This window comes from Limnohabitans sp. TEGF003 (genome assembly GCF_055395455.1).
In genome coordinates this window covers 3284063-3304402 of record NZ_AP029225.1, presented here as the reverse complement: position 1 = coordinate 3304402, position 20340 = coordinate 3284063, and the positions used below count along the sequence as shown (strand labels likewise).

The window sequence follows — 20340 nt, the reverse complement described above, 5'->3', positions numbered from 1 at the left end:
TCACTGCTTGCCCTTTTTTGAAGTCTTTCCATTTGGCATTTGAATCTCTCGTATTGAAATAATAGCTTTACGGAAGTTGTCATTCAGTCCGAAAACAGCGACAGCTGAACATGCAGCCCACCAATAGTCTTTGGATATTTCCCCGAAGCTCTCAAGATCGTTGATATCAATGACTGCGCCAAACTTCGATCTTCATACGTATATGACTTATGCATGAACAGCGCAAGCTGCGGAATCAGTGTCTGCCTCTTCTTTGAACGAAAAGTCTCAAGATCATTCATTGCCAATTTTTGGCTGAACTCGTTCGCTTTCAAAATGGTCTTACGACAACGCTCCAGCATCTGCCCATCGATGACGGAGTTGTTGTTTATCACCTTGGTCTCTTCCGCCAAACTGAGCACCCAAAGAATGTGCATGCCACCACGAAATGACAAAGGCCTGATTAATCGAAGCAAAGGCAAGTCACCCGTTGAACTCGTTTTCTGAGTTGGCAAACCCTCTATCCATTGGCACATCCACCGTGAAACCTCAAGGTCCAACACATTTGATGGATCTTGCAAACAAAGATCCGGATCATTCAAATAAGTTCCGCAGTTGCAGATATCAACAGCCGGTCGCTGCCAACTGATGGCCTTCAAGCATCCAGGGCACTGATCGATCAACAAGCATTCGTGCTTTGGACAAGCTGTTACAAACGAAAAATCCCAGGTCACTCGGCAGTGATCACCCTCGGCAAGACAGGCAGGACAAACTCTGGGAGCCATTCGATTCAGAAAGTTACGCCTCGGGATGAAGTGACCGGCATAGAAACATGAATTTTTGTCGTTAACAAGACCAACACCATCTATGTTGTCGACCTCCTCAAATGCCCACTTCAGATTTGCCAGATCCGCGCCAAACCATTGAGAGAGATAGGATGCGTCTATCGTGATCAGCGTAGTGGAAAAATGTTTGCCAAGTCGCCTGCGAATTTCAGCCAATCCGGTCAAGAAGTTGGCACGCGCCATTCTCAAGACATAACCTTGGCCAGACTCACCCGTTCGAATGTCATCCTGCACCGGATATGCGTCCTCACTTCCGATGTTTGAAACAACATCGTCACTCGGACCTTCCCAATAAATGGTTTTCAAAGGGGCACTCCCTTGTCAGACATGAACTGCTCCAAAAATAGTTGTGCAGATTTTTGTGTCCGTATCAGTTTCTTTTTTAGAAGGTCAAGCTCTTCAATTGATTGCCATGTTTGAATTTTTTCTAGCGCAAGCTGGGCGCGCAAGATTGATATCTTGGCTTGTATCTTTAGAGATTCCTCATGCAAATAACACCATGAGTCCCCAAAAAATTCCCGTAAAGTTCTTTTAATTTGGCTACCAACACCGACACTTGTATCAGCCATCGGTAACGCACATTTGCCGCAAAACGAGAGGTTGGGTACACCTGCAAATGCTCCACTTGTCGTAAGCAATGCTCGCGTCAATGCCATAGGCGAATCGCACCACGGACACCTCTTCACCAATTCGGTGTAATGAATGCTGCAAGTCCTTACTCTTTCCAATCGCCACGTCCATCGTAAGTACGGCACAGAGTCATCACGCCAGCATTCAGTGCACCACTTGTAACTTGGATACTTTTGCTGACGCAACGGCCAAAGATCATGGCCAACGGCAGAAAACAACGCTTGATATCCCCATATCGCAATACTGCATGCAATACTTTTTTGATCCGCCAACTGGCAAAGTTCTATCCATGCTTCCGCACTACAGGAAGTGTCCCAGTCATGGTTCGGCGGAAGTTTTCGGAGCAATTTTCCCAGAGCGACATAACTGCAGTGGTGCTCACCGCACAGGCGTTGCACCCACGAAATGGGGCTCTCATCATTAAATGGCTGTGGTGCTATTGGGAAGATGACCGTCGAAGCAATTTTTCCTCGACGGCTTATTCCAGTCTTTGAACTGATTTTCATTTGATAAATGGATTAGCTCGTCCGGTGACTTCTCCGTAGGTGAATTCATAAGCGACACTCAAATCAGTCAACGTCAATATCGGCTTGTCGCCATTTTTATGATTTTCAGCGGCATGCATCACACCAAACAGAAGCAGTTTCTTGAGCGCCCGCATGTTGCCTTTTGTCGCAAAGTGAATGGGCTTGAACATTGGTCCGGTCAACACAGACAAATCAACAGCCGTCACCATCTGCGCAAAAGCAGCCAGCACTTGACGCCACTCATCTCCCGCGTCAAAAGCATCCATAACAAAAGTTGTCGAGGCACGGCTGACAAACTGCGGATTGATCATCGATAACCGCTCCAACGTCCTGGTCCCCGTACAGATGACCGGCATGCCAAAAAGATCCATTCGAACTTTGAGCCAATCAGTCAAAGCTCTGGCTGTGATGTCCCTGTTACCCTCGCACATGTGCTGAGCCTCATCGATTAGCAGCGCCAATGGACGCAAGCGTTCCATTCCCTTGCTGATCATCTGATTCATGTTTTCCAAAGACAGCCTTGCGGGCATCATCGGAAATCCAAGTCCATAGACCATAGATGTAGCCAGCTTGTGTGTGTCCACACCACTATCCAGTTGGATATGAAGGCATCGGTTGGCTTCTTTGGCGTTACCCTGATCTGTCAGATGCTTTTTCACCATCTGCAGCATGAGCGTCTTGCCCATACCAGGATCGGCTTGAATCAAAATTCCCCCAGGCGTTCGAATTGACTGCATCAATTCAATCTGCTGAATACAGTTGTTAAAAACTTGGTTGAATTTATTGTGCTGAACAACCACCGCCATGACTTGCTTTCCGGCCTCTATGGCTTTCGGCGAATTGAAGCGATTTACTTCATCAAACATCATTCGTCCTCCGCCATAGAAAATCCCTTGAATGGAATCACTTTGGGCAAATTCTTCTCAAACAATTTACAGACCTCTGGGACGGGTAATGGGGGAGAGGAGGGTTCTTCAACAACCAACTTTGCGGACGTCAACCCCTGGCTTCGAATGAGATCCGTTGCCTTTCTGATTTGTTTGCCGCGCTTGGCGAAAGAACCCCAGATTTCCTCAGTCTGTAGTCGGACTTGCTCAAGCACTTCGTATGCGTTGGACTTGGTCAACTTGGCTTTGGCTTCTCTTCGTATCAACTCGTGCTGCATCAATGAGAACCCCTGACCATAAGCATGTGATGGCCTTTGCATGGGAACCACAATCCACTTATCCACCTTTGGCAGGTGCACATGCATGGAACCGATGTTGTCGGGATTAATACGAAGCTCTGTGCGGAAATTTCCCCGCATGCTGCTGCGATAATCTTGCAGTTCCGGGCTATTGAACCTGAGGTACTTGAAAAAAACACCATCACCATCCACCACTCTGCTGGCCTGTAAACCCATTGCAAGATCTAGTTGCAAAGTTTGAAGTGGCAAACGAGGAGGGGGAACCTCCTGCAATCCCTCTTCCCATAAATCGATAGGACGAACCAGAGTCTTGGGGTGAATATGTCGCGGAAACTCATCTACTGCCCAGACCATGAGGCAACGACACAAGTCATAAAACTCAATCAATGCCGTTTTCCTGGGATCTATGCGATCTGCATTTTTTAACGGCGGATAAACGCGTCCATGCATTGGCAAGACACGGTTGAACTCCATCATGGTTCGCTCAATTGATGACTTCAACCATGGTTGCCTTACTGGATTGAAGATCACATCTGTACGTAGTTCCCACGCAATGCGCCGGAACGCTGCAGAGTGAAACTCCATGCCGTTATCCACAACAATCGACTCAGGAACACCCATTGCAGTCCATGGGTACTTCACATCTGGGATCACCTCAAGTAGCCCTGATTTAGGTGATATGGCCATCTTCACTGAGGCCGCAACAGTTGAAGCTGAGGGTCCATAAAACGAGATATAGACTCCCAGGATGTACCCTGAGTACCGGTCAATCAAAACGGTGATCCAGGGTCTACCAAGCGGCAAGCCCGACTTGGGGTCCAGCACCCAAACATCCAGCAATGTGTGGTCAATCTCCGTGCGCTCAAGAACTCGCTTGCTCTGATCCCCTGCAAGGCTGTAACGCCACTTATTTTTTGCGTAGCCCGGACCCAGTCGTTTGTAATCGACGATGTACCCAGGTATTTGTTCGATACGCCTTTCTAAAGTGCTGAGTGACGGTATCGCAACACTCTCACCTTGCATCAGATTGTGCTGTCGGATTTCTCTGCCGAGAATTTCATGTGTTTTTCGCATGGTCGGCCCGGATAACTGCAGATAGACCTTGGCAATCAATTGCTCCATGAATGACTCTGCCTGAGCACTCAACCGAAGCACAGACTTTTTGACCACACGGCGATCCAGAAGTGCGTAGGAATTTTCACCACTGGATTCGTACAAATTGATCCAGCGACTTATGGACCAAGGACTGGGCTTTTTCATCGACCGGAATATTTCACTCTCCTCTTTGTCGATGCCATCAAGGACCTGAACTTTTTCCACCACTTCCTTGAGTCGAGAGATCGCTCCCTTGGTGATGCCAAGCTTGCGAGCCTTTGCCACGAACTTAAGTCGAAATGCAATCACCGCCTCTTGGGCTGTGGTCAGCTTTGATGGCAGCTCAAATGTTTGCCCATTTTGATTGGCTGGTGCATCACCTGGCAGTGACTTCACAACCGCGTATTCACCGGACTGAATTTGCTTGTACAACTTGGCCAAGTTGTACGTCATCACTTCATGCGTATCTAGAAATTTGAACTGCACTTTTTCGTGCTCGATCTGTCGTTCAAATTCCAGTTCACGCATGCCCTTACGTAATATCAAACCACGAGTGAAAGAGATCACTTGCATCCTCCTTGGTTTGATTGATGGAAACTGTTTCGGCATCGCTCAGATTGATGCCTGGAGGAATTCTCAACTTCTGTCGAGCGACAAGGTTCCAGATCACATAACTTGAAAAACCTTTGGCGACCAATTTTTCGACCTGTGTAGAACCTCCAAAACTTCCTTCGAGTTCCTTCACCAATGCATCTTCTAGATCTTGTGAAATCCACATCCTCGCAAAACTCATCAGATGTATGGCCCGCAAACCCAGTCCATTTCTATCAATTTCTTCGTCAGTGATGACGTGAAATTTCAGGCCTTTTTTGCGGTACAGCTTGTTTGCCGCGTCTAACTTGTCTTGGTGCTTTGCGACGAATTTGCGTGGTTTGACCTCAACGATTTCTTGCTGACCATCGTCGAACGTCACCCTGAAATCTGGTGTGTACTTTGATGTCTGGTCGCCCGGAATCTCAATTTCTTCTGGTTGATGCTCCACATCGCGCACACATGGGCATGCAAGGCAGGTCATGATGAACCTGCGCTCTAAATGTGATTCGTGATGTACTGGGTGACTAAGCAGCCACTGCGCATTGACTGTGCCCACCTCTCGATGAGGCGAGCGGGTGATAACTTTTCTGACCATGATTTTCTCTGGTGGATCAATAAACGACAGCCAATGCCCCTGAAACATCAGGAACGCACTGGCGTGACTTGACGTCGTTGCCAACTACAGAGAAAATTCACCCAAGGGACTCAATCCTAGGTGGCATCACTGCTGCTGGCAACGCCGATCTCTCGCAAGAGGGGTTGGCGTTTGTTTTTATGGGTTCTGTTTTTGTTGAATCCTTAAAGTGTTCAGTTAATCTGGATCAGCCCTAACTTGACAGCGATCTCATAAGACTGTCCCCGGTGGGCTTTTGAACGCCCTGCCAATACCGCATAGACGAGCGATGGCGTGAACTCATGTTGGCGTGCCCATCCCGTTACAGTCTCGCCTCTTCGCCTCATCTCCACTCGAAGTTGAGTCAATTTTTGCGCATCAATTAGTCGCCCCTGCAAAACCCCTGCAACCCGCATGAATGCTTGTGATCTGGGGTGAATCCGGATGGTCAGAACTCTCAAATAGTTATTCAATGGAGGCTGTTTTCTGGGAGTTTTTGAAAGCAGCGCCATGACCGATGACTTTTTCCGCAACCGCCTGGACCAGATGATCGATTTGCGTCACCCGCTTGCGGTACTGGCCAACCGCATGCCTTGGCAAGAAATCGAAGCTTCCCTCGCCCATCGTTGGGCACGCCAGGTCAAGGCGGGCAAGAAGATCGAAGATTTGGATTTGTTTGGCCCGGTCTCGGCCGTTGCCGGTGGCGGCGTCTCCAATGCTGGCCGTCCTCGTTTGCCCACCCGTCTGATGGTGGCGCTGCTGTACCTCAAGCATGCGTTCAACGAGAGCGATGAAGACGTGATTCAGCGTTGGGGCGAGACCCCCACTTGGCAATACTTTTCTGGCAATGAGTATTTCGAGCACCAATGGCCGTGCGACCCGACACAACTGGGGCGCTTCCGTAAAGCCCTTGGCGAAGAAGGTGTGGAAGAGCTGCTGGCCCGCACCATGGAGGTGGCCGTCACGCTCAAGCTGATCGCCAAGAAAGAGTTGACGCGCGTGATCGTGGACTCCACGGTGCAAGAGAAAGCCGTGGCGCACCCCACCGACAGCAAGCTGCTGGAGACGGCCCGGTCCAAGGTGGTCGAGGTGGCCAAAGCCAATGGCATCGAGCTCAAGCAAACCTACGCCAAAGAAGGGCAACTGCTGGGCTACAAGGCTGGGCGCTATGCCCATGCCCGTCAGTTCAAACGCATGCGCAAAATGATCAAACGCCAGCGCACCATCGTTGGACGGCTGCAGCGCGAGGTGGCTCGCAAGATGACCACGCTCAGCCAAGCCATACAAGACACCTTGGGCCAGACCTTGGGCAAGGCCAAACGCTTGGTCACGCAGACCGGCAGCCGCAAGGCAGTGGACAACCGCGCCAAGCTCTACAGCTGGCATGCACCCGAGGTGGAGTGCATCTCTAAAGGTAAAAGCCGCAACCCCTACGAGTTTGGTGTGAAGGTGGGTCTGGCCATGACGCTCAAGGGCAATCTGATCGTGGGCGCCAGGAGCTTTCCCGGTAACCCGTATGACGGACACACCATGCACGAGCAGATCGAGCAAAGCGCCATCCTGATGCAAGGCTTGGGGGTCAAGCCCGAGGTGGTGTACGCCGACCTGGGCTACCGGGGTGTGGACAAGGACAACCCGCACATCGAGATCAAACACCGTGGCAAGGACAAGCGGCTCACAGATGAAGAGCGCAGGCTGCTCAAACGCCGCCAAGCCATCGAGCCGATCATCGGGCACCTCAAAGCGGATCACCGCATGGATCGCTGCCACCTCAAGGGCTCAGAGGGTGATGCGCTGCACGCGGTGCTGTGCGCGGCGGGCTACAACATCCGCTGGCTGCTGCGGATGATCGCCAAGAAAGGCCTGGGCCTTTTGTTGTGCCTGTTGCAGGTGAGTGGTTTAGCGGGTTTGTTTGAGAAATTGGCAGAAATCTTCGGCCTCAAACGACTGCAAAACTCAGATCAACGCTGGGCGCTGGCTTGAAATGAATTTTGCAGGGGCGACCAATTAGATCCAAGGTTGTGGACAAAGTCATCTTTGCAATTGCCAATAAGTTATTTAATTTTTCATTAAATTCTTATTAACTGCAACTGTTAATTTATACAAGTGTCAAATGAAATGATGTGATATCACATCATATTTTTGATTTTCTCTTTTATATTCATGCCAAACATCTCCAATAGCACTAGGTAATGGTGAAGATAAAATACTGTGCTAAATCTCCCCCGTTGTTCACAAAACTCACCGCAGCACTGATGGCGAGAGCGCTGAAGCCGCGTTCAGCGCAGCACTGGCTGCCGTGCAGGTGATGACTGCGGCCGTGGTGTTGCTGCCCTGACCGCTTTGGCGTTTGTTGCGCCTGCTGCGCCGAACGCCTGAGCAACCGTGTCCACCACTGCTGCGAGCGTTCTCACCCACCACCATATGGCAGCCTCGTGACTGATTGAAGGTGACGCGGTGATGCAGGCTGTTCACAGTTTGTCTTTGAACACGCCCCGAACCCTAGCCCAAACCATTTGCAACCACTCTTGTCCGTGGGGGGGATCATTCGGTTCCGTGGGTGGTAACTTGCGACGTGCCGCCATGATAAGCACACTGCCCACGGCAATGAACGCCATGCGCGTGTCGTTGCCCACCTTCCAACCCAACAAAGTGGGCGCGATCACCAACACCAAGCCAATGCCTTGCACCGATTTGGACAACATGCTCAGCGGGGGTTCAGGGGCGATGCTTTGATGAGGCTCCAACGGCTCCGGCTGAGGCAAAGGTTCCAGCTTTTGACGTAACACCTTGATTCGGAACCAGCGCAAAGCTTGCTGTAACAGCTCTTCACCTGGTTCGCCCATGCCCATCAAACTAGCTTGGGCGTTGTACCCAACAATCGCAATCAACAAGAAACCACATATTGAAAGGGCAATCGATCCAATGCCTGGTTCACTTATCAAGTACCAAGGGGCAAAAAGAAGGGCGCAGCCCATCACTAAAGCTAACGTCAGAAGTTTCATTTATTCCTCACTTCAAACCTGCTGCGGTATCAATCGTATCGATCAGATTTTTGAACGATGGCTTGATTTGGTTATTTACTACTTCTTGAACAATAACAAGAGGAATACCCGATCTTTTCGCAACTTCATCTGCAATTTTGTCCAAACTCGGTTCAACCAACACCTTCCCCATACTCGGCTGATAAGCCTGCTCCAGCAAAGCCGTCACACCCGAAGCTATCTCATACGACAACGCCACCTGCGGCAGCCTCATCGTCGCCGCCAAGTTGGCGCTGCGCTGGTACTCCGTGCTCCAACTGCCAAAATACTCTGCTCGGGCTTTCTTTTCTGCTTCAGTCAGCGGTGCATTTTGTTGCTGCCCGATACCCGTGATGCAACCTGCATCACCGTTGGCACATGGGCTGGTGATGGCTGCAACGCTTGTGCCCAGCACCTTGCCGCGCAGCGTACCGGTAGCCAGGCCCGTGCTTGCCGCCACCCAGTCTGTGAACTGTTGGGTGGGCGTATAGATAAACGTTCCTAGGCTCTTTTGTCCTTTCACCCAATCCCATTCGGCTTGCATGCCACCCATCTCAGCAACGCTCACATAATTGGTCTTGTACAGCGCACTGCCTTCGGGGTATTGCGCCCAGCACTTGACCTCAAAGCATGCCGCTTTGGTCAACCTCTCTTGCTTAGCCGCGTCGCCCCCTGCAACCAAGCGGATGCGCTCTTTTTCATCAAAGTGCAACAGGCGGTTGTTCTCCGCCGCATTCACCCCCGTCATCACCGCCGTGTTCACACTTTGCGCACTGCCGTCGCCAGTCATTGCTCCGGCCACCGCACTGACCAAACGCACAAATTCCAGCGTTTCCCCATTCGATTTGAGCCCATCAGGGTTCACCCACTGCGCTGCCAGCTCACCCACTACCGCCCCAATGGCCCCGCTTTGGCACCCTTGGCTGCCCGAGCCCGTAGCCCCGGCCACGCACCCAGCCAACGCGTGCGCCAGCGCTTTGACCGCAGGGCTTTCCTTGGTCATGTCACCGATGCTGCTGGCCGCTTGCCCCGCCCCCGCGCTGATCACCGCGCTCGTCAGAGCAGTCTTGAGACTGTCCTCCAACTTGGCCCCCGTCAGTGCGCTGTTCATCGTCGCACTGGCCATGTTGTTGATCAGGTTCTTGCCCAGGTTCGCTCCAAAGGTGCTGTCCTTGGCGTTGATGGCCGAGAGCTTTTGCCCGTCGATCGTCATCACCTCGCTCAGGTTTTGCAGCGCTCCGGCTGTGGCCATCGAGATCAGGATATTTTTGATGCTGTCTTTGCTGCCCAAGTCCTTGAGCGTTTGGCCCAGATCGCCACCGTTGTTCACAAAACTCACCGCCGCACTGGAGGCCAAGGCGCTGAAGCCCGCGTTCAGCGCTGCGCCTGCTGCCGAGTAAACGGTCACAGCCGCCGTGCTCGCCGTAGCGGCCGTGGTGGTGGCCAGCGTTGTGCCTGCCGCCGTGGTGGTGCTCACCGCCGCTGTGGTCGCCGTGGCCGCTGTCGTGGTGGTCGTGCCCACCAAGGCCGTGCCCATTCCAGCCGTGGCGTACGCCACCACAATGGCCAACAGCGCAGCTCCTGCCCCCGTCAGCCCTTGCTGGCTGTATTGCCACTGGTCGTGCACCAGCTTGATCTGCTCCCAGTTGACTTTGGGGTTGCTGGCCAGCTCGGCCATGTAGCCCTGACCCGGTTGGCTGGCCAGTTGCATGATCTGGTCTTTGAGCGCCCCTTCCGGGATTTGCACCTTGGTCTGGATGCCTTGGCCAATCACCAGCTGGCCGTTGATCTGGGTCTGGTTAGCACTTTGGCTGGTTTGCCCTTGGCCGCTTTGCGCTTGCCACACGCCTGCGGTGGTGGTTTTTTCTGTATGGCTGGTTTGGCTCGTATTGGTGCTCGCGCCCAGAATCAGCTCGCCCGGTTTTGTGGTGTCTGCGTTGGCGCTTCGGTAGAACTCGACTTGAGGTGCCTGCAGCACCGCTCCGCGCACGTCTGTGACGGCCCCCACGCCCACGCGCACGGCTTGGTCTGACTTGAGCTCGGTGGGCAGCGCGTTGCTTTGCAGGCTGCTGTCTTGGCTGCTGGTGGTGCAACGTTTACTGCGGCTAACTCCCCTAACCGCTGAACAACCATATCCACCGCTGCTGCGGGCGTTCTCGCCCACCACCATCAAGCAACCTCTGGATTTGTTGAAGATGATGCGGGGGATATGGCTGTTCATGCATTTCGCTCATTCACACAGAGGTGTCGTTAATGGATGGTGACGACACGGTCATCAGGTTCATGTTCACTGTTTACTTTTTAATCTCCGATATAAATTCCAATACACAGCAACCAACCCTATTACCCAAAGCAGCACCAAAAGCCTCCATGTTTTTTCCGATTCAGCCCAATTTTTGAATGGCGCCCAATAACAAGAATAAAAGCCATTGCAACCATCAACAAAAATACCTAGCGAACCGACCAAAAAACCAATTACTATTGCAAGAACAATGAATCCTGCAGGGGCAATGAGAGTAATCGGGAATAATCGAAACAGCAACAAAATTAGAGCCTTATGCATTTGACGCTCAATTTAAAATTAATTGTTTCAGGTTTCATTCACATCAACATCTGATGCTCATCGAGCACTCCAATCTCTGTAAATTTGAATGATTACAATAAAAACTCCACAAATCCACATGGCAAATATGAATTTCCAAAAATCGCTGCGCTGAAGTTCAGATGAAAGCCTACTCAAGAAACACGTCTCTAAATTCGTACACCGCCCAAGAAAATAACTGAAAGGAGCATTAAAAATCATCGCACCAATTAAAACCAAACCAACACCCGCAGGAAGAATCAAGGTTCCAGCAAGGATTCGTAACGAAATTAATAGAAGTTTATTTATATACATTATTTTTTATCCAATAGAAGAAACTGACTCAAGAAATCCTTCACATCAGCACTGTATGTAGAAACCTTTTCACCGATAACACTGCCTACACCTGAGCCTACAGAACTGGGTAAAATGTTTTTCGAATATGGACCTTCAATCGTCAAAAAGCCTGTTGGCTTTGATACCAAAGTTGCTTTGAATGAATCAGTAAACTGACTGATTTGATTTTTCCCAATATCTCCAAGCTTATATCCAACGCCAGTACCCAACGCACTGAGCAACATCTTGCTCAACGCCTCCGACTGGGATTCATCTTTTGCCCAGCTCACCGCTCCTTCCGCCCCCACGTTGACCGCCGTGGTCGTGGCCAAGCTTGCACCAGCAGTAGCGTAAGCGGTAGCTGCCGCCTTGAGCACATCCACCGAGTCAACCTGACCTGAGCTAAGCGCTTGAGCCAGCACATTCACGCCCCCACCAATAACTGCCGAGCTGGCTCGCTCTCCGTTTTGCGCCAACAACACAGCAGCCACCAGTTGCGGATTGACCGCAATCACTGGCCCCAACACCAGCATGCTCATGCCGGCTGCTTTTTGCAGCTGATCTTGGTTGCATGCACTGGCATTTTTGCCGCACCAGTTCATGTATTCGACCGAATTGGCGACCTGCTTTCTGAATGTGGCATCGGTTGCCAATCTTTGGCCCATGTATTGCATGTCCATGGCACCGGCATAGGCATCCGGCAGCTTGCCGGTGTTGACCAAGGTCAGCATGGCATCCCGTCCTTGCATCACATCATTCTTCAAAGTGGCGCAATCACCGCGTTTGTTACAGGTGGCCAACTCAGCGTCTTGCAATTTACTGAGTTGCACGTAGTCCTGACGAATACGCCCCTCACAACCGCTGTCTCCTTTGCATGCAGTCAATTTATCTGTGAACTCTTTCCACTGCGTGTGGTTCAGGTAGTTGTTTTCTGCTGCGTTAACCCCCGTCATCACCGCCGTGTTCACGCTGGCTGCGCTGGCGTCGCCCGTCAAAGCTCCTGCCGCTGCCGAGACCACTTTCACAAACTCCAGTGTCTCGCCCTTCGGTTTGTTACCTGTTGGGTCGTACCACTGGGCTGCAAGCTCGCCAACTACCGCCCCAATGGCCCCGCTTTGGCAACCTTGGCTTCCCGAGCCCGCAGCCCCAGCCACGCACCCAGCCAACGCGTGCGCCAGCGCTTTGACCGCAGGACTATCCTTGGTCATGTCACCGATGGTGCTGGCCGCTTGCCCCGCCCCCGCGCTGATCACCGCACTCGTCAGAGCAGTCTTGAGGCTGTCCTCCAGCTTGGCCCCCGTCAGTGCGCTGTTCATCGTCGCACTGGCCATGTTGTTGATCAGACTCTTGCCCAGGTTGGCCGTGAAGCCGTCTGCTGCCGTGATCTGACTCAGCGCTTTGTTGCCAATCAAGTTGGCCTTGCCCAGCTCATTAAGCGCTCCCGCCGTGGCCATCGAGATCAGGATATTTTTGATGCTGTCTTTGCTGCCCAAGTCCTTGAGCGTTTGCCCCAAATCCCCCCCGTTGTTCACAAAACTCACCGCCGCACTGGAGGCCAAGGCGCTGAACCCCGCGTTCAGCGCAGCACCGGCTGCCGAGTAAACGGTCACAGCCGCCGTGCTCGCCGTAGCGGCCGTGGTGGTGGCCAGCGTTGTGCCTGCCGCCGTGGTGGTGCTCACCGCCGCTGTGGTCGCCGTGGCCGCTGTCGTGGTGGTCGTGCCCACCAAGGCCGTGCCCATTCCAGCCGTGGCGTACGCCACCACAATGGCCAGCAGCGCAGCTCCTGCCCCCGTCAGCCCTTGCTGGCTGTATTGCCACTGGTCGTGCACCAGCTTGATCTGCTCCCAGTTGACTTTGGGGTTGCTGGCCAGCTCGGCCATGTAGCCCTGCCCCGGTTGGCTGGCCAGTTGCATGATCTGGTCTTTGAGCGCCCCTTCCGGGATTTGCACCTTGGTCTGGATGCCTTGGCCAATCACCAGCTGGCCGTTGATCTGGGTCTGGTTGGCCGTTTGGCTGGTTTGCCCTTGGCCGCTTTGCGCTTGCCACACGCCGGCCGTGGTGGTTTTTTCTGTATGGCTGGTTTGGCTTGTATTGGTGCTCGCGCCCAGAATCAGCTCGCCCGGTTTTGTGGTGTCTGCGTTGGCGCTTCGGTAGAACTCGATTTGCGGGGCAGTGAGCACCGCACCGCGCACGTCTGTCACGGCCCCCACGCCCACGCGCACGGCTTGGTCTGACTTGAGCTCGGTGGGCAGCGCGTTGCTTTGCAGGCTGCTGTCTTGGCTTGAGCTTTTGCTGTAGGTGATGCCCAAGAAACCTTTGCGGGTCTGGCTGTTGGCGCTGTATTGGTGGACCTCCTGCACGTCGTACAGCAGCGTTTGGTCTGCCCCCTCGATTTGCGTGAGGGTTTTGCCAGAAACCTGTGCACCTATGCTGCCCACGTTGGTCCCCAGCACCACGGCATCACTGCCCGCCTGGATGCGGGTGCGCTCGGCCTCTTGGTCCAGCGTTTGGTGTTGGGTGGTGGTGGTTTTGGTTTTGCCGTACCAAGTGCTGCTGGAGCTGCTGGTGGTCCAATTGCGTTGCTCGGTGTCGGTGTTGGACCCCAGGACCACGCTGCCTTGGCTGCTGACGCGGGCGTTGCCGCCTGCGCGCACATCTGCAGCATCGATTTGCACGGCTTGCTGGCCGTACAGCGTGGTGTTGCCTGCGGCCTGGATTTGGGTGCGCTCGGTTTGCAGGCTTTGGCGCACGTCGCTGCCAGTTGTGGTGCGGCTGTAGGCTTGTTCACTGGTCAGCGCCAGGGTGCCTGCGGCTGCCAAGGTGGCGTTGCCGCCCGCTTGCAGTTGCAGGCTTTGGGCGTTGAGGTTTTGCGCGGCCAGCACTTGGGCGTTGCCACCGGCTTGCAGTTGTGGGCCGTGCACCGCTTCGGTGTGGGTCGTGGTGGTGCTGGTGCGGGCAAAGAAGCTGCGGCCGCTGGTGCTGGTGCTGCTGGTGTCACTGCTGCTTTTAAGGGCTTGCAGGTCCACACTGCCGCCAGTCGATTGCAGCTTCAGGTCTTGGCCTGCACTGATGGTGCTGCCTTGCACCGTCAGGTCGCGTTGGCTGGTGAGCGTGGCGTTGCCACCGGCTTGCACGTTGCTGGGGTTGTGGCGGGTGGTGCTGGTGTTGTCAACGGTGGATTTTTGCTCGGTGGCCAACAGTTGCAAGGTGCCTGCGCTGTCCAGCGTGGCGTTGCCTGCGGCTTTGATGTCGCTGGCGCTCAGCGTCAAGTCGCCTTGGGTGGTTTGGATACCGAGGTTGTTGCCACTTTGCAGCAGGCTGTTGGCGATGGTTGCCGCGGCCGCGCTGATGCCCAACGTGCCTTTGGCATCCACCGTGCTACTGTCAAGCGTCAGCTGCCCACCAGCTTGCAGTTGGGCGTTTTGGCTGGCTTGCAGTTGCAGGCTTTGTGCCGCAATGTCTTTGGCCGCCTGTATTTGGGTGCTGCCGCCGCTTTGCAAGCGCACGCCTTGCAGGCTTTGCTCGGCATGGTTGATTTGACTGTTTTGGGTGTCGGGCCCGTCCAGGTTTTGCTGGATCAAACGGCCAAAAAATCCGCGTGTTTGGGTTGTGCTCTTGGTTTGTTCTTGTGTATTTTGAATATCGGTGATGGCCTGCAGTTGCACATTGCCTTGGTCTGATTGGAGTTGGATGTTTTGACCGGCTTGGATTTGTGTGCCTTGCAATGTCACATCTTGGGCGCCTTGCACTTGGGTGCTGCCGCCACTTTTAAGTGTCACGCCCACGCTGTCTTGGGTTTGACTTTGGCTGAGCTTTTGGGTGGTGGTGCTTTGCCTCAACACACTCAGCAGCGAAGATGAGCCCTCTTGTGACTCTGTGTCTTGAATCACAAAACCACTGGTGCGCGCTGTGGACTTGACGGTCACATCTTCGGTGTTGGTCACCGCCTGCAGTTGCACTCGGCCACCGGTCGATTGCAGCTTGAGGTCTTGGCCTGCGGAGATGGTGCTGCCTTGTGCCGTCAAGTCGCCCGCGCTGGTGATCGTGGCGCTGCCACCGGCCTGAATGTTGGTGGTTTCGTATTTGACTTCGTCTTTTGCGCTGCCATCGCCTCGCACCACGTGGGCTTCGTGCTTTTGTGCGGTCAGGTTCAATGCGCCTGCGCTTTGCAGCGTGGCGTCGCCTGCGGCTTTGACTTGGATGGCGGCCAAGTTCAGGTCGCCTTGGGTGGTTTGCAGCTTGAGCCAACCTGCGCTTTGCACGCTGGCGTTGGCCAAGTCGATGTTGCCCGCCACCACAGCCACACTGGTGCCGCCGCTGTAGCTGCCCGAGCCTTGCACAGCGCCTTTGGCGTTGATGTTGAGCGGGCCACCCGCTGCGATGTGGCCGTGGCTTTGGTTCAGTTCGGTGGTCTGAATGTCCACAGTTTGCCCGGCAATGAGCGCACCGACTTGGCGCTGGGCGCTGCCCGGGACGTCTTGCTTCTGGGCCAGATACACCTTGGGCACCAGCACGCGCTGGCCCGCCACGTCTTGCCATTCGGGCCAGACAACGTCTTGCTTGAGCGCTTGTTGCTGCTCGGGGCTCAAGGGGTCTCCAGCCACCAGCCGCAGCTGGGCTTGGGCCAGCAGGCCCGCGTCCATCAGGCTGCGCATGAGGTCGTAGTCACTGGTGGTGCCTGCCACCAAATAGCGTCGTCCGCTCAGGGCGTACAGCTGTTCTTGCACAAGCTGAGTTTCGTACCAGGCGTCTCCCAAGCGTTTGGCACCGCCCGGGATCAGGCCCAGGCGCGTCATGAGGTAGTCAGAACCCAGGAATTGGTTGTATACGGTGTTTTGTGCCCCGGTTTCTCGCGGGATCAGGTCGGTGCGGCCTTGGATGAGGTAGGGCGATGCAGGGTCGGCCAATTCAAACAAGCCAGTTTTGCCATCAGGCAGCACAAAGCGGCTGAAGTCAAAGCGCCCATAGGCGGTGAGCACCAGGTTGTCGCTGAGCAAACGGGGGCCAGGCAGAGGGGCTGGCGCGTTCTCGCCTGCTGTGGTGCTGGGGCCTGTGACGATGCCAAAGCGGTCGACAAAGGCTTTGGTCAAGGGCGATTGGGTGCCCGAGCGTTCGTCCACGATGACCACGCGTGGGTCTGAAGACAAGCCCGCAAAGCCGTCTCGCGTGTCGGTGGTTCTGTTGTTGATGACCAGGGCACGCAAATTGGCAGCGCCGCCGCTTTCGATTCGGCCACCCCAGCTGTCGGCGTAACGCACGGTTTGGTGGCAGTTGTAGCAGGCGGCTTTGACCACCATGTTTTCTGTCTGAATGGCGCCGTAGGCAGTGTTGTTCAGGGTGTCTGCGGTCACGTTCACCTGATGCCAGGCCGAGAGAATGCCGTAGTCGTTGTTCACCGTCTTGGCGGTGATGTTGAGCTTTTTGCCGGCGATGATTTCGGCTTTTTTGCCGTCGGCGTTGAATGTGTCGGTGGCGCGGGTGATGATTTTGCCGTCTTGGCTGATATGTTCCACAAAGCCACGCTGGTTGACGCTGGGCAACACGGCGCGGTTGGTCACCGTGTCGGCGTTGATGTTGACGTCGCCTTGCGCCTCAATGCGTCCGGCGTAGTTAAAGACGCTGCCTGCGGCCTGGCCTGCTTGAGCGCCTTCCACCGTAAGGTCGCCCATGCTGTAAATGCGGGCCTGGTTGTTGACGATGTCTTGCCCTTGCAGACTCATGTTGCCGGTGCTGAAAATAACGCCCCGGTTTTCCAGTTGGTCAGTGCCCCGGATTTGGGCTTGGCCTGCAGACAAGGTGCCGGTGTTGAGCACTTGCACCCCATCGATGTTGAGGTTGACGTAGCCTTGCACCAAGCCGCTGTTGTTGAGCACGAGGTCTGTCGGGCTGCCTGGAGTTTGGCCTTGAAGTTGTGTGTTGGCGCTTTGCAGGGTGCCGCTGTTGTCCAGGCGTTGTGCCTCAATTTGGAGTTCTTGAGTGCCTTCAATGCGGCCTGTGTTGTTGAGGCGCTGTGCGTTGATGTGCACGGTTTTCGCCTGGATGCGTTGTTCGGCTTCGATTTGGTCGGCTTGCAGGCTCAGGCTGTTTTGCGCGTTGATTTGCCCGGCCCAGATGTCGCCCTGCGTTTGCACCTGAATGTCTTGACCTTGCAAACGACCTTGGCGGTTGTCGAGGCCGCCCGCGCCCAACGTGAGGGTGAGCTTGCGTCCTGCTTGAACCAATGAACCGCTGTTGGTCTCGGCAGGTGAGGTGGGCGTGCTCAGTTGCAAATCGGTGGGTTTGGGGACATCAGAGGCCGAGGTGCTGCTGCCACTGGTGCCATCGGTCACGGTTTTGACTTCGGCCTGTGCAGCCAAGTAATCAGCTTGTGCCGTGGCATTGGCGCTGTCAGCGGCTGCCTTGCTGGCTTGTGCCACTTGGGCATCGGCTTGTGCCTGGGTGAGTGATGTTTGAGCTTGTTGGTCTGCGGTTTGAGCTTGGTTGACCGCATTTTGTGCGGTGCTGACTTGGCCTTGTGCGGTTTGCGCGGCTTGGGCCAGCGTGGCGTCCTGCGGTGCTGCCTGTGCTGCAGCTTGCGCCGCTGTCGCCTGGGTTTGCGCAGCGCTAAGATCCGCTTGGGCTTGCGTGAGCGCGCTAGCTGTGGTGGATTTTTGGGTTTGTGCCTGACTCAAGAGTGTGTTGGCCTGGGTCAGTTGCTGGGCGGCGGTTTGGGCTTGCGCCGCTTTTTGGTCTGCCTCGGCTTTGGCTCCGTTGGCTTTTTCATTGGCTGCAATGTCGGCTTGCCAGTCGTAGCCGCTGCCACTGGGTGCCGAGCCGCTTTGGGCTGCTGCTTTGTCCATGAATTGCAAGGTGCTGCTTTGGCTACGCCGTGGGTCGCTGGCGTCGGTGATCAAGGCATGGGCTTGAATGCGCAGTTGACCTGTTGCGCTGAGGGTGCCTTGGATGTTTTGCAGTTGCCCACTGCCATGCGCACTGGGCGTCACCGTCACCGTCATAACCGGTTCGGCTTGTCCGGGTTGCACCGTGGCGGTGTGTTGGATTTGGCCACTGTTGTTGCTCAGTTCTGCGGCCTCCAAATTCAGAGTTTGGCCTTGGCCCTCAATTTGACCGCTGCCATTGTGCAAGGCACCGGTGGCCCGCAAGTGCATGACTTTGGTGGCACCTTGCTGCAAGATTTGGCCGCTTCGGTTGTCTATGGCGTTGCTTTGGATTCGCAGGTCACCGTCGATGGTGGCGATGGTGCCGCTGCGGTTGTCCAGCCGCTCTGTCTGCAGGTCCAGCTGGTTACGGGCGATCAATTGCCCGCCGTTGTTGTTCAGTTGCCCGACCTGAATGCTGAGGTTTTGCAGGTTGTCAGTGGACGCCGTGGCATCGACAGCGGTGCTGATCTTGCCCGTGTTGTTGAGCTGAGCGTGCCCTTGTATCTGGATGTGGGAGCCGGCAATCTGACCGCTGTTGGTCAGTGTGGATTGGGCGTCCTGCGCTTGCAGGGTCAGGCGTTCGCCTTCGATGCGACCGCTGTTGCTCAGGGTCTGGCTGGTCAATGTCACGCCATTGGCCAAGAGTGTGGCGCTGTTCTGAATGCGCTGTGCCTGGGCTGTGAGTTGCCCCACGGCTTGTATGGAGGCGTTGTTTTGCAGGTCTTGTGCCTGCAGCCGCACATCACTTTGGGCCATGATTTGCCCTGCGTTGTTCAGCTGTGCAGCTTGCAAGGTGATCTGGGCCTGCGATTGCATGCGGCCTGTGGTGCGGTTTTCCAACGTGGCTCCCGCTTGCACACTTAAGCCACCAGTGCCTGCAGTCAATGTGCCGCTGTTGTCGATATTGCCCGTGGCGTTGATCTGAATTTGCCTGGCCTGTATGGCACCCGCTTGCACCATGTCGTCGCCAAGCAGTTGTACTTGTTGCACTGCTAGCAGTGTGCCGCTGTTGTTCAGTTTGCCCGCTTGCACTTGAATGGTCTGCTGGCTTTGAAGTTGTCCGCTTTGGACCAGTTCGTTCGCCTCGATGCGGACACCGCTATCGCCTTGCGTGGTGCCTTTGTGTCGGAGTGTGCCGTCTGACTGAATGCTGACCTGGCCAGCCCCCAACAATTGACCATCCAAGTTCACGCCCACGCCTTGGCCTGTGGCCATGAGGGTGATCTGGTTGGCGTACATGCCGCCCAATTGGCCAACATCCAGCCCACGTGGTTTGCCATTGGCAGGCGTTTGCAGGCGGGTGGTTTGTCCGTTGACGTAATCCACGGTGTTGCTGCCCGTGACCACATTGATTTGGTCTGCATGCACTGCACCCTGCACATTGACATAACGGCTCAGAATGTCCAAGCGGCTACCTGTGGCCTGCAAGCCTTCCGTACCAATTTGAATTTGGCCTTGTTCTACACGCAATTGCCCCAAAGATCCGTCGCCGTTGAAAACTGGTTTTCCGGTTGTCAGTGTGGTGCGTTCGGTGTTGATGAAACCACAGCCGTTGCAGGTCACGCCATACTCGTTGGCGATGATGACATCGGCTTTTTTACCCGCGACTTCGACATAGCCTTGCAATTGAGAAGGTTTGCCGCCCACCACTTCATTGAGGATGAGTTTGGCCTCTTGCCCAGGCAACAAGTTGGGGTTGCCTTCAACCCAGCCGGCCAGACGGGTGTTGCTGTTGGTGGCGCCGTTGTTGAGCACCACGCCAGCTTTGGGCACATCAAATTGCTGATAGGTGTTGTGCGAAACGCCTGCCCCGTTGGGGCTGGCGATGTTCACTTTGGTGATGCCATTTTGTGTCTGGTCTACAAAAGCCCGACGGCCGTCATTGGGTGTACTGGCATTGAGGATGACTTGCGCCGTGACCAACAAGGGATTGGCCAAATAAACCGCCATGATGATTTGGGCAATGGCTTTGCGGTGACGGTGGACGAAGCTTGTGGGGTTTGACATAGCG

12 protein-coding genes are annotated in these 20340 nt (G+C 54.7%); 1 reads left to right on the top strand and 11 read right to left on the bottom strand.

Annotated elements, in window-relative coordinates:
- Positions 1–83: 83 nt before the first annotated feature.
- From ACZ5RT_RS15675 to ACZ5RT_RS15650, 6 genes are all read right to left on the bottom strand, one after another.
- The gene (locus tag ACZ5RT_RS15675) at positions 84–1130 is read right to left on the bottom strand and encodes a TniQ family protein (RefSeq protein WP_464453073.1); all 1047 of its coding nucleotides are present in this window, start codon (positions 1128–1130) and stop codon (positions 84–86) included.
- Positions 1127–1960: a TniQ family protein gene (locus ACZ5RT_RS15670; RefSeq protein WP_464453072.1), complete on the bottom strand. Its 834-nt coding sequence runs from the start codon at positions 1958–1960 to the stop codon at positions 1127–1129. The genes ACZ5RT_RS15675 and ACZ5RT_RS15670 overlap by 4 nt, the downstream gene beginning before the upstream one ends.
- On the bottom strand, positions 1957–2847 hold the full coding sequence (locus ACZ5RT_RS15665) for a TniB family NTP-binding protein (RefSeq protein WP_464453071.1): 891 nt from the start codon (positions 2845–2847) through the stop codon (positions 1957–1959). The genes ACZ5RT_RS15670 and ACZ5RT_RS15665 overlap by 4 nt, the downstream gene beginning before the upstream one ends.
- The gene (locus ACZ5RT_RS15660; protein ID WP_464453070.1) at positions 2847–4829 is read right to left on the bottom strand and encodes a DNA-binding domain-containing protein; all 1983 of its coding nucleotides are present in this window, start codon (positions 4827–4829) and stop codon (positions 2847–2849) included. Before ACZ5RT_RS15660 ends, ACZ5RT_RS15665 begins: the two co-directional genes overlap by 1 nt.
- On the bottom strand, positions 4795–5451 hold the full coding sequence (locus tag ACZ5RT_RS15655) for a Tn7 transposase TnsA N-terminal domain-containing protein (protein ID WP_464453069.1): 657 nt from the start codon (positions 5449–5451) through the stop codon (positions 4795–4797). Before ACZ5RT_RS15655 ends, ACZ5RT_RS15660 begins: the two co-directional genes overlap by 35 nt.
- A gap of 212 nt (positions 5452–5663) precedes the next feature.
- Complete coding sequence (locus ACZ5RT_RS15650) at positions 5664–5885, bottom strand: helix-turn-helix domain-containing protein (RefSeq protein WP_464454234.1); 222 nt, start codon at positions 5883–5885, stop codon at positions 5664–5666.
- 94 nt (positions 5886–5979) lie between these two features.
- Here ACZ5RT_RS15650 and ACZ5RT_RS15645 point away from each other — a divergent pair, with 94 nt between their 5' ends.
- Positions 5980–7452: an IS5 family transposase gene (locus ACZ5RT_RS15645; protein ID WP_464452555.1), complete on the top strand. Its 1473-nt coding sequence runs from the start codon at positions 5980–5982 to the stop codon at positions 7450–7452.
- 258 nt (positions 7453–7710) lie between these two features.
- On the opposite strand, the gene ACZ5RT_RS15640 is transcribed toward ACZ5RT_RS15645, so the two are convergent.
- The 5 genes from ACZ5RT_RS15640 to ACZ5RT_RS15620 form a co-directional block, all read right to left on the bottom strand.
- Entirely contained in the window at positions 7711–7944 is a 234-nt protein-coding gene (locus tag ACZ5RT_RS15640) for an ESPR-type extended signal peptide-containing protein (RefSeq protein ID WP_464453068.1), read from the bottom strand.
- Positions 7941–8474: a hypothetical protein gene (locus tag ACZ5RT_RS15635; protein ID WP_464453067.1), complete on the bottom strand. Its 534-nt coding sequence runs from the start codon at positions 8472–8474 to the stop codon at positions 7941–7943. The genes ACZ5RT_RS15640 and ACZ5RT_RS15635 overlap by 4 nt, the downstream gene beginning before the upstream one ends.
- A 7-nt stretch (positions 8475–8481) precedes the next feature.
- Positions 8482–10713 carry a DUF637 domain-containing protein gene (locus tag ACZ5RT_RS15630; protein ID WP_464453066.1) on the bottom strand — a complete coding sequence of 744 codons (2232 nt, stop codon included), beginning with the start codon at positions 10711–10713 and terminating at the stop codon, positions 8482–8484.
- Between the two features lie 66 nt (positions 10714–10779).
- On the bottom strand, positions 10780–11055 hold the full coding sequence (locus ACZ5RT_RS15625) for a hypothetical protein (RefSeq protein ID WP_464453065.1): 276 nt from the start codon (positions 11053–11055) through the stop codon (positions 10780–10782).
- A 332-nt stretch (positions 11056–11387) separates the two neighbouring features.
- Entirely contained in the window at positions 11388–20336 is an 8949-nt protein-coding gene (locus tag ACZ5RT_RS15620) for a two-partner secretion domain-containing protein (protein ID WP_464453064.1), read from the bottom strand.
- Between the last annotated feature and the right edge of the window lie 4 nt (positions 20337–20340).

Excerpts from the sequence above, each read along its gene's own strand:
- ACZ5RT_RS15670 (WP_464453072.1), bottom strand. The coding sequence starts at position 1,960 with ATGAAAATCAGTTCAAAGACTGGAATAAGCCGTCGAGGAAAAATTGCT.
- ACZ5RT_RS15665 (WP_464453071.1), bottom strand. The coding sequence starts at position 2,847 with ATGTTTGATGAAGTAAATCGCTTCAATTCGCCGAAAGCCATAGAGGCC.
- ACZ5RT_RS15655 (WP_464453069.1), bottom strand. The coding sequence starts at position 5,451 with ATGGTCAGAAAAGTTATCACCCGCTCGCCTCATCGAGAGGTGGGCACA.
- ACZ5RT_RS15650 (WP_464454234.1), bottom strand. The coding sequence starts at position 5,885 with ATGCGGGTTGCAGGGGTTTTGCAGGGGCGACTAATTGATGCGCAAAAA.
- ACZ5RT_RS15645 (WP_464452555.1), top strand. The coding sequence starts at position 5,980 with ATGACCGATGACTTTTTCCGCAACCGCCTGGACCAGATGATCGATTTG.
- ACZ5RT_RS15635 (WP_464453067.1), bottom strand. The coding sequence starts at position 8,474 with ATGAAACTTCTGACGTTAGCTTTAGTGATGGGCTGCGCCCTTCTTTTT.
- ACZ5RT_RS15630 (WP_464453066.1), bottom strand. The coding sequence starts at position 10,713 with ATGAACAGCCATATCCCCCGCATCATCTTCAACAAATCCAGAGGTTGC.
- ACZ5RT_RS15625 (WP_464453065.1), bottom strand. The coding sequence starts at position 11,055 with ATGCATAAGGCTCTAATTTTGTTGCTGTTTCGATTATTCCCGATTACT.
- ACZ5RT_RS15620 (WP_464453064.1), bottom strand. The coding sequence starts at position 20,336 with ATGTCAAACCCCACAAGCTTCGTCCACCGTCACCGCAAAGCCATTGCC.